This is a genomic window from Sphingomonas sp. PP-F2F-A104-K0414 (genome assembly GCF_004340945.1).
Classification (GTDB): Bacteria; Pseudomonadota; Alphaproteobacteria; order Sphingomonadales; family Sphingomonadaceae; genus Sphingomonas.
In genome coordinates, this window is sequence record NZ_SLYD01000004.1 from 102,020 (window position 1) to 118,904 (window position 16,885).

General features: G+C 63.4%; 12 protein-coding genes. 7 read left to right on the forward strand and 5 right to left on the reverse strand.

Annotated features, from left to right (window positions below; translation table 11 throughout):
• Window positions 1-127: 127 nt before the first annotated feature.
• Window positions 128-559 carry a hypothetical protein gene (locus C8J46_RS10470; protein ID WP_132738566.1) on the reverse strand — a complete coding sequence of 144 codons (432 nt, stop codon included), beginning with the start codon at window positions 557-559 and terminating at the stop codon, window positions 128-130.
• Here C8J46_RS10470 and C8J46_RS10475 point away from each other — a divergent pair.
• Window positions 549-1,709, forward strand: a complete 1,161-nt coding sequence (locus C8J46_RS10475) for a hypothetical protein (protein ID WP_132738569.1) — start codon at window positions 549-551, stop codon at window positions 1,707-1,709. The two genes, C8J46_RS10470 and C8J46_RS10475, sit on opposite strands and share 11 nt — an antisense overlap.
• Before the next feature lie 442 nt (window positions 1,710-2,151).
• On the opposite strand, the gene C8J46_RS10480 is transcribed toward C8J46_RS10475, so the two are convergent.
• The 3 genes from C8J46_RS10480 to C8J46_RS10490 all read right to left on the reverse strand — a co-directional run bounded on the left by C8J46_RS10480 (window position 2,152) and on the right by C8J46_RS10490 (window position 6,168).
• Window positions 2,152-2,466 (reverse strand): hypothetical protein, encoded by a 315-nt coding sequence (locus C8J46_RS10480; protein WP_165886521.1) that lies wholly within the window; start codon window positions 2,464-2,466, stop codon window positions 2,152-2,154.
• A 502-nt stretch (window positions 2,467-2,968) separates the two neighbouring features.
• On the reverse strand, window positions 2,969-4,510 hold the full coding sequence (locus C8J46_RS10485) for a hypothetical protein (protein WP_132738575.1): 1,542 nt from the start codon (window positions 4,508-4,510) through the stop codon (window positions 2,969-2,971).
• Between the two features lie 338 nt (window positions 4,511-4,848).
• Complete coding sequence (locus C8J46_RS10490) at window positions 4,849-6,168, reverse strand: sugar MFS transporter (protein ID WP_132739529.1); 1,320 nt, start codon at window positions 6,166-6,168, stop codon at window positions 4,849-4,851.
• Between the two features lie 140 nt (window positions 6,169-6,308).
• On the opposite strand from C8J46_RS10490, the gene C8J46_RS10495 reads away from it, so the two are divergent.
• The 6 genes from C8J46_RS10495 to C8J46_RS10520 all read left to right on the forward strand — a co-directional run bounded on the left by C8J46_RS10495 (window position 6,309) and on the right by C8J46_RS10520 (window position 14,130).
• Window positions 6,309-7,454 (forward strand): aldose epimerase family protein, encoded by a 1,146-nt coding sequence (locus tag C8J46_RS10495; RefSeq protein ID WP_132738577.1) that lies wholly within the window; start codon window positions 6,309-6,311, stop codon window positions 7,452-7,454.
• Window positions 7,455-7,488: 34 nt separating this feature from the next.
• A complete protein-coding gene (locus tag C8J46_RS10500; RefSeq protein WP_132739532.1) occupies window positions 7,489-9,282 on the forward strand; it encodes an IlvD/Edd family dehydratase in 1,794 nt (597 codons plus the stop codon).
• A gap of 42 nt (window positions 9,283-9,324) precedes the next feature.
• Window positions 9,325-10,992 carry a glycoside hydrolase family 43 protein gene (locus C8J46_RS10505; RefSeq protein WP_132738580.1) on the forward strand — a complete coding sequence of 556 codons (1,668 nt, stop codon included), beginning with the start codon at window positions 9,325-9,327 and terminating at the stop codon, window positions 10,990-10,992.
• 11 nt (window positions 10,993-11,003) lie between these two features.
• On the forward strand, window positions 11,004-12,563 hold the full coding sequence (locus C8J46_RS10510; protein WP_132738583.1) for a glycoside hydrolase 43 family protein: 1,560 nt from the start codon (window positions 11,004-11,006) through the stop codon (window positions 12,561-12,563).
• A 448-nt stretch (window positions 12,564-13,011) separates the two neighbouring features.
• A complete protein-coding gene (locus C8J46_RS10515) occupies window positions 13,012-13,590 on the forward strand; it encodes an outer membrane beta-barrel protein (RefSeq protein ID WP_132738586.1) in 579 nt (192 codons plus the stop codon).
• Window positions 13,591-13,758: 168 nt separating this feature from the next.
• Window positions 13,759-14,130: a hypothetical protein gene (locus C8J46_RS10520; RefSeq protein ID WP_132738590.1), complete on the forward strand. Its 372-nt coding sequence runs from the start codon at window positions 13,759-13,761 to the stop codon at window positions 14,128-14,130.
• Between the two features lie 160 nt (window positions 14,131-14,290).
• Here C8J46_RS10520 and C8J46_RS10525 read toward each other — a convergent pair whose 3' ends face one another.
• The gene (locus C8J46_RS10525) at window positions 14,291-16,240 is read right to left on the reverse strand and encodes an NPCBM/NEW2 domain-containing protein (protein ID WP_132738593.1); all 1,950 of its coding nucleotides are present in this window, start codon (window positions 16,238-16,240) and stop codon (window positions 14,291-14,293) included.
• Window positions 16,241-16,885 lie beyond the last annotated feature (645 nt).

Consider the following 16,885-nt stretch of genomic DNA (forward strand, 5'->3'; position numbering starts at 1 on the left):
CGGCTATTGCATTTATTTACCGAGGGTTAACCCGCCAGCACCTACCCGAAGCCTACGGGCCATTCACGTCGTCCGCGAGAAATCCAGGCCTCTGGCAAGAGAAGGTTCGTTTCATGATCGGTGTGGATCACGACAAAGTTTTTGACGATTCGGGCACCGCAGCAAATCTGCCCGATGTGGACCGCAGACTCATACTTGCCTTTCTCTCCAGCGTCCCCGCTCTTGCATGGGCGGCCGGTAGCGGCAGCGGTAGCGACGCAACGCCTGCAACGGGCGCAGCCTCCGCAACGGACGGCATAACGGTCGTGACCGGTTCGCCCGCCACACAGAACGCGGTGTCGGCAACGGCGGCAAAGACAGTGGCAGCGTCCACGACCTCGAAGACGAGCACAACGCCCAGTTTGTTTTCTGCGCAATCGCCGTGGAACTCGACGCCGATCAAACCCCGGCTCGGCAACAACACCCTGCCGACCGCGAAGCAGGTTCCCTGGATCGAAGAGAGCGCATACTCGTCCAAGATCTTCCGCGCCGCGGCAAACGATAGCCCGATGACCGTCATTGCGGACGACATCGCCAACCAGCTTCAGGCCGGTGCGGTGACGATCCCGCGGTTTCCCGCAGCGACCATGCCGGCGACCGGTCAGGATGGCCATTGCGAGATCCTGGACCCGGTCGACGGTACGCTGCACAGCTTTTACCAACTGCGTCGGACCGCGGGGACATGGCGCGCGGGGAAATATGCCCGTACGTCCGCGCAGGGAAGTGGCTGGGGCACGGTGGCCAATCCAGACAATGTGCGCGCGGCTGGCTGCTCGACGGCCGGCGGCCTTCTGCTCGCGTCCGAGCTGGGACTGGATATCGTGCCGCACGCCTTGGCGATCGGCATGGATAAAAACGCGTTCCTGTCGGGGCCGGTCTGGCCGGCAACGCTCCAGGACTATACCGGCGCGACCACGTACAAGGGCGTGCCGGGGCAACGCTTCCCGATGGGCCGGCTGTTGATGCTGCCCGCTAGTTTCGACGTCGACAAACTCGGCCTGCCGGAATCGAGGGCGATCGCCCGCACGCTGAAAAAATACGGCGGGTATATCGTCGACGCGACGGTCGGTTCGCTCAACTTCTACGCGGAGATCGGCAGCGGTTGGAACAAGAGCTACGTCAACGGCAAGTACACGGCTGCGTTCAGTCCCGACATGCAGGCGATCAAGGCGGGATTGCGCCAGCTATTGGCGCAAGACGGTTTCCTCGATCGCGACGGCAAGCCCTACACGCCCACGCCGTTCCGCTCGATGAACCTCTTGTCGATGCGCGGGCCGTGGCAGAGCTATAACGGGTCGAAGTCGTTCGGTAAGTATGATGCGGCGACCGATCTCTTCCAGGCCGAGGCGACCGCCGAGCCGCGCACCGTCCGCCAGTTGTTGAACACGCATGATGAGGCCGACCGGTTCGGGTACAAGAAACAAAGCTGGAACCTCAACCCCGAACCCGGCGTGCGGTATCTCGTGAAAGCGATCGGCGCGGGCGACATGACGGCCACTCTCGCGGTGAACAGCAAGAGTTTCAAACGATATGCGGCGACCACCAAGCTTGCGCCCGGTGGTTCCGTAGCGTTCACCTGGCCGACCGATCCGGCGACCGTGACCGAAATCTTCGTCGACAAGCCCGCCGGTGCGGCGGCAAGCATCCGGTTGGAACTGGTCAAGGCCTAGCTCAAGAGGCCAGGGACGACGCAGCGACCGGACGAGTCAATAAGGGTGACACCGCAGCGGGGAGGCGTCTTGGGAAAGCTCAACCCGCTGCGATTGGTGTGATTTGCCACTGCCCCATGCGGTAATCAATCCCCCGCGGGTCCCATTTTGACGCATTGTCGCGGCGAACACGTGTGACGAGCACGATTGAAAATAGTTCGCCGCGACCTGCACGGCATATCCCGTTCCGGCTTGGCAGGGCACCCTGAATTGACCCGAGCGAGATTAGTGCCACGGCGTCTCTCACTGACGTGGCGGTGATGCGGCGTCGGCACCGAACTGTATCAGATGTACTGGCCGCACTTTGATGCGCCAATCTCACGCGGACGCGGGTCTGCAGACCTTGGCCAGTTTCCACTGGCCTCCCGACATTCGAACAGTCTGCGATCCTCAACTGGACCGACTATTCCTGGTAATAGTTTGCATACCGCGCGACGCGATAGCGACCCCGGGTCCGGTATGCCCAGCCCGACAAGGCGAGCCCGAACAGCGGAAATACCACTGACAGGACGCTGGTCGCCGTCAGATGCGACGCGATTGCGAGAACGGACGAAACGCCACCCCCGACGGCGAAGACCAGACACGCGTTCATCACGCGGGTCCGCCGTGGGCGTGTATTTGCGACGAAGGGTACGACCGCGAGCAGGGCAGCAACGCCGACCATCAGCGGGACCAGCGTCCAGATCGAAACGCCGCTGCTGTACAGCCGGTAGCCCACCAACGCGGATATGATAATCGCTATCGAACAGATAGCACGCAACAGACCCATCCGTGATTCCTCGTGGTAGTAAATTGTCCCAAAGAAGGCACCGTCGTCAGGTTACGTGCCGCCGGGTCGTGCTTCCATGCACGCCGCCGGGTTAACGGCACCATACCGACTCCGCTCTGAAACGGCTTCTTCAGCCTATGTAACACATATCAAACTTTTTTCTCGGCTTCACAGCGCAACTTACCAGGATGACGACGACGCCGAAGCCCGCTTGGCCAGTCTCGTTCGCCACCCATCCCCTCCGCGAACGCTACGAAGAAAGCGATGCCTTGCGTCACCCCGACGTCACGGATGCAGACGACTTAGACGTCCGCCCAAGTGGTCCGAAATCTGGAAGGGCTGGAAACCCTGGCGATTCCCGTTCCCGGAAAGTGAAGCGGCGGGCGCGGCTACGCTGCAACCGTCAGGCGCTGGATGTCACCGCCCTCCCCTGCAGCCTGCTGGACTTCGCTCAGGCTTTGACCAATTCGAGCCGGATGTTGGCCGCGGCGCCGGCGGGCTTGTCGAGATAGATTTCGGTAACGGTGCCCGAATCGGTAGGCCATGTGAACGTCGCCGACTGTCCGGGTGCCAGCTTTCCGGTCGTGCCGTAATTGGCTTTGTAGTCGCTCTTCTTCACGCTCAGCGTCGCCATGATGTCACCGTCACCGATCGCGCGAACGGTGTATTTCACACCCGGCTCTGGGTTGAGGTTCCAACTCTGCTTCTTCCATTTGAAGCGGTCGGGATCGTTGTCGTCGTGCGTGTAGAGAATCTGTCGAATGGTGCGGGCGTCGGTGGTCGCCTCGGCTTGGAAGAGGTCGGCCGCCGCATCGTACCGGCCGAACACCTTCGAACCATTATAGCTCTGCCAAAGGCCGCGCATCGACAGCAGATTCATCGCGCGGAACGGGGTCGGCGTGAACGGCGTGCCATCCCGGTCCAGATAGCCGCTCTGCGACACGACCTGACGAATCGCGGCCTTGATCGCCTGCATGTCGGGACTGAACGCGGCGGTGTATTTGCCGTCGACCATGCTCTTGTTCCAGCCGCTGCCGGTCTCGGCGTAGATGTTCATCGACCCGACCGTCGCGTCGACGATATACCCGCCATATTTCTTCAACGTCCGCGCGATCGCCCTCGATTCCGCGAGGCCCAGCTTGTCGACGTCGAAACTGGCTGGCAGCATGAGAAGCGCCCCCATCGGGAAACGCTGCCCCGCCACACCCTTATAGGTGGTTGCCCCGGTATAATCCTCGAGGGTCGCCGGCCAGATCGGTCCTGGCATGAAGGCGTTCTTGTCCATCCCGATCGCAAGCGCGTGCGGCACGATGTCGAGACCAAGTTCGGACGCGAGCAACAGGCCACCGGCCGTCGAGCAACCAGCCGCGCGCACATTGTCCGGATTGGCGACCGTGCCCCAGCCGCTGCCCTGCCACGATGACCGCGCGTACTTGCCCGCGTGCCAACTACCGGCTGTCTTACGCAATTGGTAAAAGCTGTGAAGCGTACCGTCGATCGTGTCCAGGATCTCACAATGGCCATCCTGCCCCGTCGCCGGCATGGTCGCTGCGGGAAACCGGGGGATCGTCACGGTGCCCGCTTCGAGCTGGTTGGCGATATCGTCCGTGGTGACGGTCATCGGACTGTCGCTGGCCACTGCACGGAAGATCTTGGAGGAGTATGCGCCTTCCTCGACCCACGGGGTCTGATTGGCGCTCGGCAGGGTATCACTGCCGAGGACAGGATTGACCGGCGTCGCGTTCCAGGCCGACTGCGCGGAAAACAGGCTGGACGATGAACTCGCTGGAGTCGCTGATGGGGCCGGTGTCACCACCGCTACCGGGGTCGCGACCGGCGCAGCGGCGGAAGCAGGCACGACCGTCACGCTATCTGTGGCCGGTGCTGCGCCGCTCCCGCCACCACAGCCCCCCAATGCCAGAATGGGCGCGCTGGAGAGAAACGCGAGGAGTTGCCTGCGATCGAAATCGGGCAGCTCCACAGCTGTACCCAAATTTCCAAAATTTTCCTGGTGATCCAAGGCGATCATGCAACAAACCTTCTCATGCCATGGACCCAGATTACCCGCCGGTTAAGGATGGCCCACGACCTGAGAAGTAGGGCCGCGGGGTAAACCGTTGGTAAATTTTCGCTGAGAGTTCATCCAGGATAAGGCACCTGACAAACACCAGGATCATGCCGCGCAGATACGACAGCCGAAAAATCGCCACCACGAAGCCTCGCGCGGAACCGTCGACGTACGGCTCCGCGGGGTGCGGTTAGAACGATTACTCGGAGCATCCGGAGACACGGCGATCACGCATCGAAGCGTTCGCCGCATCCCCTGGTAGATCAGTGAACGGTGACGGGATCGGGCAGCGCGTCGGTGACGCGTGAGCCCCACACCGCGTAAAACAGGATGTAGAGTTCGCACGCCGCGGTGAGCAGGAACGAGATCTGCAACCCGTACGTGTCGGCGAGCCAGCCCTGAACGATCACCAGCGCGCCGCCCGCGATCGCCATGATCAGCAGCCCCGACCCTTCCTCGGTCAGCGGCCCCAGGCCGCGGATGCCGAGCGTGAAGATCGTCGGGAACATGATCGAGTGGAACAGGCCGACCGAGATCAGCGCCCACATCGCGACGTGGCCGGTGGTGAAGGTCGCGATCAGCATGACGACGAACGCGCCGATGCTCGCCACCGCCAGCACGCGCTCGGCGGGGATCGTCCGCATCACGACGCTGCCGACCAGCCGGCCGACCATCATCCCGCCCCACAGGATGAACAGATAGTGCGAGGCCTGCTCGTGCGTCAGATTACCGATCTGCGGCTGGCTGACGAAGTTGATGAACAGATTGGCGACCCCAATCTCGGCGATCAGGTAGATGAAGATCGCCGGGATGCCGAGCACCAGGTTGCGGTGCGACCAGAGCGACAGGCCCTTGCGGTCGGCCTTCGCCGAGCGCTGCGTCGCAGTACCCATCGCCGGCAGCGGGAATCGCGCGATCACGATCGCGAGCACCACCAGCACGCCCGCGACGATCAGATACGGCAACACCACCGACTGTGCGTCGGCAAGCCGCTCGGCCGGAGTCAGCACCGCGGTCGATCCGGCAACCGCGGTCCCCGAGGTCGAGCGACCGAGGATCAGATAGCCGCCGAACAACGGCGCCAGCGTCGCGCCGGCCGAGTTGAACGCCTGCACGAGATTGAGTCGCGACGACGCGGTCTCGGGCGGACCGACGACCGCGACATACGGGTTGGCAGCGACCTGAAGCAACGTGATGCCACTGGCGATCACGAACAGCGCGACCAGCGTGACGCCGTAGCTTGGCAGCCGTGCGGCGGGCACCATCATCAGCGCGCCGACCGCCATCAGCCCCAGCCCGAACACCATCGCGCGCTGATAGCCGACCCGCTCGATCAGCTTGGCGGACGGGATCGACGCAAAGAAATAGGCGATGAACCAGACGCTCTCGATCAGCGTGGTCTGCGTATAGCTGAGGTCGAACACGCTGCGCAGGTGCGGCAGCAACGTGTTGTTGATGACGGTGATGAAGCCCCACATGAAGAACAGGCTGGCGAGCAGGGTCAGCGCAGAGCGATAACTGGGGCTACCCGTCGCGGTGACGGGTGCAGCGCCGGTCTGCGTCTGTGTCGGCTGTATCGGCATGGCCATATTCGTTCATCCTCCGCGCCATGTCGGTGACTGGAACAGTCTTTTCCCGCACGGCTTGCCCAGAAATATATTGTCTGACTATATAGCCGAACAAGGCGCGTCAACGGCGTCGGCGATCAGGGATGGGAACCGGAATGCGTGCAATCAGGAAGACGGGGATCATCGTGGCAACCTTGCTGGCAGCGCTTTCGGCGCACGCAGCCGACGCGGCAGAGGCGAAGCGCACGCTCGCCGGAACGCTGAAGGACGGCACCGCGATCGAGGCGGTGACGCTTAGCAATGCGCACGGCGTTTCCGCGAAGATCCTGTCCTATGGCGCGACGCTCCAATCGTTGATGGGGCCCGACCGTGCCGGCAAGATCGCCGATGTCGTGCTCGGCTACGATGACCTCGCCTCCTATGTCGACCATCCCAATTTCTTCGGCGTGACGGTCGGGCGTTACGCCAACCGCATCGCCGGTGGCCGCTTCACGCTCGACGGCAAGGCCTATCAGTTACCGCTCAACGACAAGGTCAACTCGCTGCATGGCGGCGGCGAGGGCTTCGACAAGGTCGCCTGGACGGTCGTGTCGGTGAAGAGCGGACCGACCGCGACGCTCGTGCTCGGTCATCGCAGCCCCGACGGCGAGTCGGGCTATCCGGGCAACCTCGACGTCACCGTCACCTACACGCTCGACGAAGCCGGCAACCTCGGCATTGCGTATGACGCGAAGACCGACGCGCCGACGATCGTCAACATGACCAACCACGCGATCTTCGATCTCGGCGGCGAGGGCTCGGCGATGGGCGCGAACGGCCACCGGCTGACGATCCCCGCCAAGGCGATCACACCCGTCGACGATAAACTGATTCCGACAGGCGCGCTGCAACCCGTCCAAGGCACGGTATTCGACTTCCGCAGCGGCCGGATCGTCGGCGAGGGTATTCGCGACGGCCGGGACCAGCAGATCCGCTACGGCCATGGCTACGACCACAATTTCGCGCTCGACAAGGGCCTGACCGCCAAACCCGAACTGGCCGCACGGCTGCAGGATCCCGTGTCCGGAAGAGTCCTCGACGTGCTCACGACCGAACCCGGCGTGCAGTTCTATACCGGCAATTTCCTCGACGGCACGTTCGTCGGCAAGAAGGGCCATCTGTACCGCATGGGAGACGGCATCGCACTCGAACCACAGAAATTCCCGGATGCGCCGAACAAGCCCAGTTTCATTTCCGCCCGCGTCGACCCAGGCAAACCCTATCACCATGCGATGATCTACCGCCTCTCCGTCGCGCGCTGATAGTCGATCTCCAGAAAGCTCTCCGATGACTGACATGCCTAAGCTTCCCCAGCCGCTCCGAAGCCGCGCGTGGTTCGACAACCCCGAGAATATCGACATGACCGCGCTCTATCTCGAGCGCTATCTGAACTTCGGGCTGAGCCTGGAGGAACTGCGCTCGGGCAAGCCGATCATCGGCATCGCGCAGACCGGCAGCGACCTGTCCCCCTGCAACCGCCACCACCTCGTGCTCGCCGAACGCCTGCGCGAAGGCATCCGTGAAGCCGGCGGCATCGCGCTCGAATTCCCGGTCCATCCGATCCAGGAAACCGGCAAGCGCCCGACCGCCGGGCTCGACCGCAACCTCGCCTATCTGGCGCTGGTCGAGGTGCTCTACGGCTATCCGCTCGACGGCGTCGTGCTGACGATCGGCTGCGACAAGACCACGCCGGCCTGCCTGATGGCCGCGGCGACCGTCAACATCCCGGCGATCGCGCTGTCGGTGGGCCCGATGCTCAACGGCTGGCACAAGGGCGAGCGCACCGGCTCGGGGACGATCGTGTGGAAGGCGCGCGAGCTGCTCGCGACCGGCGCGATCGACGACGAGGGCTTCATCAAGCTCGTCGCGTCGTCGGCGCCGTCGACCGGTTACTGCAACACGATGGGCACCGCGACGACGATGAATTCGCTCGCCGAGGCGCTCGGCATGCAGCTGCCCGGCTCGGCCGCAATCCCCGCGCCGTACCGCGACCGCCAGGAGGTCGCGTACAAGACCGGCAAGCGGATCGTCGACATGGTTGCGGAGGATCTCAAGCCCTCTGACATCCTCACCAAAGAGGCGTTCCACAACGCGATCGTCGTCAATTCGGCGATCGGCGGCTCGACCAACGCACCGATCCACCTGGCCGCGATCGCGCGTCACATCGGCGTCGACCTGCCGATCGACGACTGGCAGATTCACGGCCACAAGGTGCCGCTGATGGTCAACCTCCAGCCCGCCGGGGAATATCTCGGCGAGGATTACTACCATGCCGGCGGCGTCCCCGCTGTCGTATCCGAGTTGATGAAGCAGGGCCTGATCCACGAGGACGCGATGACCGCGAACGGCAAGTCGATCGGCGACAATTGCCGGACCGCGACGATCGAGGACGAGCGCGTCATCCGCCCGTTCGCGACGCCGTTGCTGGAAGATGCCGGCTTCATCGTGCTGCGCGGCAATTTGTTCGACTCGGCGATCATGAAGACCAGCGTGATCTCGCCGGAGTTCCGCGAACGGTATTTGTCGAACCCCGCCGATCCAGAAGCCTTCGAAGGCCCCGCGGTCGTATTCGACGGCCCGGAGGATTACCATCACCGGATCGACGATCCCTCGCTCGGCATCACGACCGACACGTTGCTGTTCATGCGTGGCGCCGGCCCGATCGGCTATCCAGGCGCGGCCGAGGTCGTGAACATGCGGCCGCCCGCCTATCTGATCCGCGAAGGCGTCCATGCCCTCCCCTGCATCGGCGACGGCCGCCAGTCCGGCACGTCGGGCTCCCCCTCGATCCTCAACGCCAGCCCCGAAGCCGCAGCAATGGGCGGCCTCGCGCTGATCCGGACCGGTGACCGGGTTCGCATCGACCTCGCCAAGGGATCGGCTAACGTCCTGATCTCCGACGAGGACCTCGCCGAGCGTCGCCGCGCACTCACCGAAGCCGGCGGCTATGCGTATCCCCGATCGCAGACGCCCTGGCAGGAAATCCAGCGGGCTACCGTGGGCCAGATGGAGACCGGCGCGATTCTCGAAGGCGCCGAGAAGTATCAGCGCATCGCACAGACCATGGGCCTGCCGCGCGACAATCACTGAGGTCACCCGCGCGGTACGGATCCGTTCAGACCAGGAGTTCCTATGACTCGATCCATACCGCGCCTCGTGACGACGCTATCCGCACTGGTTGTGGCCCAGGCGGCAGCCGGGCAAACTGCGCGCTTCGACCGGTTCAGCTATGACGGCCGGTCGCAGGAGCGCGTCGTGGTGGCCCCGAACGCGTACCGCAATCCTATCCTGTCGGGCTATTACCCCGACCCTTCCGTGACGCGCGTCGGCGACGACTATTACCTCGTCAATTCGAGCTTCGCACATTTTCCGGGCCTGCCGATCTTTCACTCGAAGGATCTGGTCAGCTGGGTCCAGATCGGCAACGCGATCTCCCGCCCGAGCCAGCTCGATTTCACCGGGCGCGCCGTGTCGCAAGGCGTCTTCGCGCCCGACATCTCCTGGCACGCGGGCGTCTTCTACATCGTCAACACCTGCGTAGAATGTAAAGGCAATTTCGTGATTACCGCGAAGGACCCGGCGGGGCCGTGGTCCGATCCGATCTGGCTGCCGTTCGAGGGGATCGACCCGTCGCTCTACTGGGAAGGCGACAAGGCCTATATCGTCAACAATCGCGCGCCGAACGAGCCGCCGCGCTATGACGGGCACCGCGCGATCTGGGTGCAGGAATATGACTGGCGCGCGGGCAAGATGGTCGGGCCGAGCACGCAGATCGTCAATGGCGGCGTCGATCTCGCGACCAAGCCGGTCTGGATCGAAGGCCCCCACCTCATCAAGCACGACGGCTTCTACTATCTGATCGCGGCCGAAGGTGGCACCGGCGACAATCATTCCGAGGTCGTGTTCCGGTCGAAAAGCCTGACCGGACCGTTCGCCCCCTATGTCGGCAACCCGATCCTGACGCAGCGCGGGCTCGCCGCCGATCGACCGAACCCGGTGACGTCGGCCGGGCACGCCAAGTTCGTCCAGACGCAGAATGGCGACTGGTGGGCGACGTTCCTCGCGACGCGTCCTTATGCGGCCGAGCGCTATGCGATCGGGCGCGAGACGTTCCTGTTGCCCGTCACCTGGTCCAATGGCTGGCCGCATATTCTCGCGCCGAAGACCCCGATCCCGTTCGCCGCCGCCAAGCCGAACCTGCCCGTACAGCCACGACCGACGACGCCCGTCACCGGCGATTTTGGCTATAGCGATATGTTCCGCGGCAAGAGCCTGGCGATGCAATGGATCGGCATCCGCACGCCCGCCACGCCATTCTATACGCTTGGTACTGGCGGACTGACGCTGCACTCGCGGGCCGCGCTGGGCGATCGGCAAGGCGTGCCGGCGTTTCTCGGGCGGCGGCAACAGCATCACGTCGCGACGATCACGACGCGCGTGACGTTCGTGCCGGGGACCGATGGTGCACGCGCCGGGCTTGCCGCGGTGCAGAACGACGAGTCGTTCCTGTTCTTCGGCCTGACGCGGATTGCCGGCAAACCCGTCGTCGCGCTGTATGCCCGCGACAAAGCACAATCCGATACGCTCGTCGCCGCTGCACCGGTGGATCTGTCGGGACCGGTCACGTTGACGATCCGTGCCGATGCCGGTGAGATGACGTTCGATTACCAGACCCGGGCTGGTCGCCGCACGCTGAAGTCGAAGTTCGATGCGAACCTGCTGACCACCGCGCGCGCGGGTGGGTTCGTCGGAACGATCGTCGGCCCTTATGTCTATGACCCCGCCGCCGGGACGCGGTGAAGATGCGCGGCATGGGTATCGGCCTGCTCGCGATCGCGTTGCTCGGATCGGCCTCGGTGGTGGCAGCGCAGGCGTGGCAATCCGACCGCGGCGACGGCACTTACGCCAACCCGCCGCTGAACGCCGACTATCCCGACCCTGACATTATCCGCGTCGGCGGCGATTTCTATTTCATCACCAGCACCTTCGCCGATGTGCCGGGGCTGACGATCCTGACGTCGAAGGATCTCGTCAATTGGCGGTTCGCGTCGCACGTCGTCGCAACGCTGACCGGGCGCCCGGAATATGATCTGAAGACTGGTGGCGCCTATCGCCACGGCATCTTCGCGCCGAGCCTGCGCCACCACGATGGTGTGTTCTACGTTGCGGTAACGCCGGTCGGCGAGCCGACGCGGATCTACCGCGCTAAAGACGTCGCTGGTCCATGGACGATGAACCGGCTGAGCGAGTCCGCCTTCGATCCGGGGTTGTTCTTCGATGCTGACGGGACGGCCTATATCGCGACCGCAAGCAGTGCCGACGGGACCGAGACGCTCCTGAGCCTCGACCCGACGCTGCGAAGGATCACCGCCCGACGCGTGATCCACTACATCAAGGGCGCCGAGGGATCGAAGCTCGTCCGACGCGGCAATCATTACTACCTGTTCAATGCGATACCGCACCGGCTCGGGTTGACGGTTTCGCGCGCCACGGCGCTGGCGGGACCATGGGAGACACGCAACCAGATCGACGACACGACCGGCGGGCATCAGGGCGCGATCGTCGATTTGCCCGACGGCAGCGACTATGGCTTCGTCATGATCGACGCGGGCGCGGTCGGACGCACCACCAGCATCAGCCCGATCCACTGGCGCGATGGCTGGCCGATCTGGGGAACCCCCGCGGCGCCGAACCGCGTGCCCGCGATCGCCCGCAAGCCGATCCAGGGCATGCCCGTCGAAACCCCCGCCGCCTCCGACGATTTCGCGCAGCCGACGCTCGGCCTGCAATGGCAATGGAACCACAACCCGCTCCCCGATCGATGGTCGCTGACCGATCGCCCCGGCTTCCTGCGCTTGCACGCCGCCCCCGGCAGTTCGATCTGGACAGCACGCAACACGCTTCTTCAGAAGGGACAGGCGCCGTCGAGCCGGGCGACGATCACGATCGACGCTACGCACATCGCGCGCGGCGATCGATGCGGAGCGGGTGTCTTCGGCAAATATAGCGGCGGCATCGCCCTGGGCCGCGATGCGAATGATCGCCTGACGCTGTCGATGCAGATCATCGAGGATCGGGCCGGCCCGGCGAAGACGACGATCCAGCACGCCATTCGCGAGAGCCCGGCCATCACGATCGACACGACGCATCTGACGCTACGAACCGAGATGGATCTCGTCCGCAACACCGGCATGGTGGCGTACAGCATCGATGGCACGACCTTCACGCCGCTCGGCACGCCCTTCCCGCTTGCGTTCGACTGGCGCACGGGCACGTTCCAGGGCCAGCAATTCAGCCTGTTCTGCTACAATCTTGCCGGCCGTGGCGGCTATCTCGACATCGACGCTTTCGCGCTCGATGGCCGTCGATGACGGGCCGGCGCCGAGCGCTCGTCTAGCACCCCATCTTGCGGGCGGCGTGGAAACAGTCCCACCGCCCGGTAACGCTGCCTATTCGCCGGGGCGCATGCAGCAATGCTGCGATCGACAGCGTGAACAGGTTTCCGGAGAACCGGATTGCAGCGTCATGCAAGCGCGCTCCATGAAGCATCCGCGCTGAACATTGCAGCATGCCGCATCGCACAGTCGTCCAGTGATACCACCGACAAAGCACAAACCGGCGCACAGGGCTATCATAACCCCGAACTAGTACAGTCCACTCCTATCATGGCGAAAACGAATACAACAGTCATAAAAATGGTACATTACATTCACTATGAATATACGTTAGCAATCTCGTCGAAACTAATCCCGAATCATCATATCTTCATTTCAAAAGGAATGATTTTATCCGATTCGTCACAATATTAAGGACGACTTGATGCGCAAATACACAGTATATTTAGGTGCTATCGCACTGATTATGTGCGGGTCTTCGGCCTATGCTCAGTCCACGACGTTTCGCGGCTTTCGCATTGAAGCGAAAGCTGGGGTCGATCGACTTCAAGCTCATGGCAATCACGACGACCGCTTCGTCTACGGCGGCGCTGCTGGCTGGGATGGGATCATCGGCGACAAGATCGTCATCGGGCCCGAGGCCAGCTATCTGGATACGCAGGGTAAAAGCTGCGCGGCCGGCGTCCTGGGAGGGGAAGTCTGCACACGTTCGCGACGCGAAGTCGGCGCAGCGGTCCGGGCGGGGTATCTGGCAACGCCGGCTTTGCTGATCTTCGGCAAGGCCGGGTACGTCAGCGACAGCCAGCGCAAGACGTTCACCGGGGATCCGGCTGGCGGGACGGCCTTCAAAACTCGCCACGGCACGGACGGGTATCAGGTTGGCGGCGGTATCGAATATTCACTGGTCCGCAATTTCTACGTTAGCGCAGAGTATAAATACGCAAACTTCCATAATCATACCTCGCGTCAGAATGTTCTGGGCGGTGTAGGCGTTCGCTTCTAGCCAAACCGGCGCGTACCCCGCGGTGCGCGCCCGCCTTCCCCGACGATTTGACCATCGGCAGCCCCTGCCGTTCCCGTCATAATCACAGCGGGATGATTACGCCTGCCGAGCAACCAAGCCTTTACCGCTCACGCGTTATCCCGCGGCGTCGATCGATCGGGCGCAGCTATGAACAAGGCGTATGTAGGAGCAACGCTGCTCGGCTTGGCGGGCTGTACGGCTGCTGGGGCTTCGGCGATCAATCCATCCGATGATCTACACTGCGCCATCATGATCCGGACTTTGGAGCAAAATGCCGACGATCTTGGCGCCACCCCTGTCGCCAAAAAAGGGCTTTACGTGCTTCAGACGTGGTATTTTTCGAAGATAAAACGGGAGCGTCTCGCTCAGGCTCAAGATGTCGTCGAAGCGATGAAAGAGAATCCCGGACAAATATCGTCTGCGAGTCAGAATTGCTCGAACCGAGCGTTCGGCGATCCCGGTTTTGCCCGCTGGAAGTCGATCGCTTCCGACGAATACGACCAAAAGGCTATGCGCTAGATCGCTGCCGCTCGAACCAGCACTCCCGGAACAGCTTGATTGGCACGACCGCGGTTATCCAAGCCGGCGGTTGCAGAGCGACCGCACCGCCTCCTCCCGCTACCGAAATCCGTCGCGTCCCCCGCTGGGAAGGCGACGATCGGCGACAATCATCATCCGGTCATCGTAGCAGCCTTGCATTCGCCCAGACCGCCGGACGCGGTGGCAGGGCGTCGCCCGGCCCGCTCGATCGCGTGACGAGTTCGACGATCTTCACGCCGGAAACGTCGGCCTCCAGCACGGTTGCCGGATCGCCAAAGTCGATCGGCGGCGAGGTCGCGAGCAGCTTGCCGTCACCATAGACCGCGAAGCGCATCGGCCCGCCTGCCGCCAGCCCGGCATCGTCGATACCGACCTCGGCGGCAAACCGGCGGAACCCGGCGTTGCGCACCTCCAACCGTGACCCCGCGAGCACCCCCAACCCCGTGTCATAGTCCTTCCCGGCGACACGCAACACTTGGCCGTATACCGCCCGGTCCGCCCGCGAGCCGCCCCAACCGCCATATTGGACATGCTCGCCCGGCCCCTTCGTGCCCGACCATACGGTGACCGAATGATGGATCGTCGGGTCCGCTCGCGGCGTATCGACGCCGTCGACCGCAGGATTCACGCGACCGGGCTGCTCGGACACATACATCCCCCCACCAAGCCGCCGCGCACCCTGCGCGCGAAACACCAGCGTCTGGTGCGGCGCCAGCGTGAAGCGCTGCTCGCCGGTGAACCTTGTGGTCGTCTTGCTCCACAGGTCGACCAGCGTCACCGGCACGTCGTCGCGAAACTTCAGCTGCCCGGCATGCAGGACGACGTCGACCGGGGCTGCGTCGCGGTTGAACAGCGCGACGCCCTTGCTGCCGTCGGCGAGCGTCTTCACGAGAAACGGCACGTCGTCGCTGTCATAGGCGATCACCGCCTGGTTGCCCGCCGGATCCTGGTTCAGCGCGATGATGTCGCGGTTTCCGAATATCGCGAGCAGGGACGGCGTGAGCCTACGCAGGTCGTAGCCGATCACGAGCGGCGAATTGATCATCGCCCACAGCGCAAAATGCGATGTCGCTTCGGTCATGTGCTGCGCATCGAACTCGCCGGTGCCCACGAACAGCATATCGGCATCGTTCCACGATCCCGGATGTGCATAGAGTTCGCGCTTGGCCGCGGTATCGAAGTTGGTCAGCATCCGCGTCCAGTGCGGCGTGATGTCGTCGCTGGTTCGCGAGATATTGCCGAGATCCTTGCCCCATGCGCGAACATCGGCAGATCCCCAGAGACACAGCGAGAGCAAATAGTCGCCCCGCGGACGTTCGCGGTGGAGCGCCGCGCCAACCGATGTGTAGAGCGCGCGGACTGCGACGACGTTGGTCCGGCCGAGCGATTGCATGTCGATGATCGGTGGAAACGCGCGGTACAGTCCCGACCGGACGCGCGGGTGATCCGCGGGCAACCCGCGTACGCCGCAGCCATCGACCTTGATCAGATCGAACCCCCAGTCGGTGAAGAAGAGGCGGATGTCCTGGTCGACGTGGCCGTAAAGCCCGACCTCCCGTTCGGCGACGGTTCCAACCGGCTGGTTGTCGAACTGCGCGGTGTAGATCTGACCGCAACTGTTGCGCCCGATGTCCGAATAGATCCCGGCTTTCAGACCCAGGGCATGGAGCCGGTCGGTCAGCGGGCGAAAACTGGTAGTGTCCGCGCCCTGTCCCGATGTGGCCGACGCGCGTGCCGACGGGAATTGCGCAGTCCGGATGACCATGCGTCCGTCCGAGGCGCGCCGCTTGAGCCACCAGCCATCATCGATATTGACGTAGCGATACCCCATCGCCGACAGCCCGGTATCGACCAGCGCCTGTGCGGACGCCAGGATCTTCTCCTCGTCGATCCCGCTGTTGAACGCGTTCCAGCTGTTCCAGCCCATCGGCGGCACCGCGGCCTGCCCCTGTTCATTCGCGCTCCAGCGACCGGTCGGGGCGAGCGGGTCGGCCGTTGCAGAACCTGCTACCAGCGTCGATGCCAACAGCATGCCGAGCGCAGATGTCCAGCGGCGGGGCGACGTGTCGGACTTGGCACAGTTCGGCATTACAGGTCTCCCGAAGGAATGATTGCGACGGCGGGGTGGAACGCGGTCGTGCGTGCGTTGGTCAATAAGTCCCGCCATAGTGTCGGACGGCAGTTGAAGCCGGGCGCATCGCGGCGCGACGTGATGGCATCAGACCTCTGTCCCGAGTGGGCCAAGATGCTGATACCGCTAACAGACGCGAAGCCTTCGCGGACTGGCTTCGCTGCTCCTCGCAAAGGCACCTGCCACCCGAAATCGGCGGGCAATATCCCGCCACTGATCTCACACGCTCGATATGCAACGAAGCCGCCCGATCGGGTCAGCCGCAGGTTGGCTTGCATGGCTGCAGTCAATCATTCCCATGCTTCACGCCCCCTCTCCCGACACCCGCATTCGCAGCATTATCTGCCGTCGTTCGCAGCACTTGGCACCGATCCCCGGCAGTCGCGCTGACCGCTCGTATGGGATCTGGACGGTGCACAGGATGGCAGGTTCGCGGATACAAGAAAAGAGTTGCTGCCGATCTTTGTCCGCGTGTAAATCGACGTGTGAGCGATACCATACGGTGATGTCGGGCGATGCCCGATGTGACGTAAAAAAAATGGACCGCTTCACGCTCTCTGCCTGATCGACAGTCGCAGCGGAGAGGCGTCACGAACGCAGGGA

Excerpts from the sequence above, each read along its gene's own strand:
- C8J46_RS10475 (WP_132738569.1), top strand. The coding sequence starts at position 549 with ATGACCGTCATTGCGGACGACATCGCCAACCAGCTTCAGGCCGGTGCG.
- C8J46_RS10470 (WP_132738566.1), bottom strand. The coding sequence starts at position 559 with ATGACGGTCATCGGGCTATCGTTTGCCGCGGCGCGGAAGATCTTGGAC.
- C8J46_RS10490 (WP_132739529.1), bottom strand. The coding sequence starts at position 6,168 with ATGCCGATACAGCCGACACAGACGCAGACCGGCGCTGCACCCGTCACC.
- C8J46_RS10495 (WP_132738577.1), top strand. The coding sequence starts at position 6,309 with ATGCGTGCAATCAGGAAGACGGGGATCATCGTGGCAACCTTGCTGGCA.
- C8J46_RS10500 (WP_132739532.1), top strand. The coding sequence starts at position 7,489 with ATGCCTAAGCTTCCCCAGCCGCTCCGAAGCCGCGCGTGGTTCGACAAC.
- C8J46_RS10505 (WP_132738580.1), top strand. The coding sequence starts at position 9,325 with ATGACTCGATCCATACCGCGCCTCGTGACGACGCTATCCGCACTGGTT.
- C8J46_RS10510 (WP_132738583.1), top strand. The coding sequence starts at position 11,004 with ATGGGTATCGGCCTGCTCGCGATCGCGTTGCTCGGATCGGCCTCGGTG.
- C8J46_RS10515 (WP_132738586.1), top strand. The coding sequence starts at position 13,012 with ATGCGCAAATACACAGTATATTTAGGTGCTATCGCACTGATTATGTGC.
- C8J46_RS10520 (WP_132738590.1), top strand. The coding sequence starts at position 13,759 with ATGAACAAGGCGTATGTAGGAGCAACGCTGCTCGGCTTGGCGGGCTGT.
- C8J46_RS10525 (WP_132738593.1), bottom strand. The coding sequence starts at position 16,240 with ATGCCGAACTGTGCCAAGTCCGACACGTCGCCCCGCCGCTGGACATCT.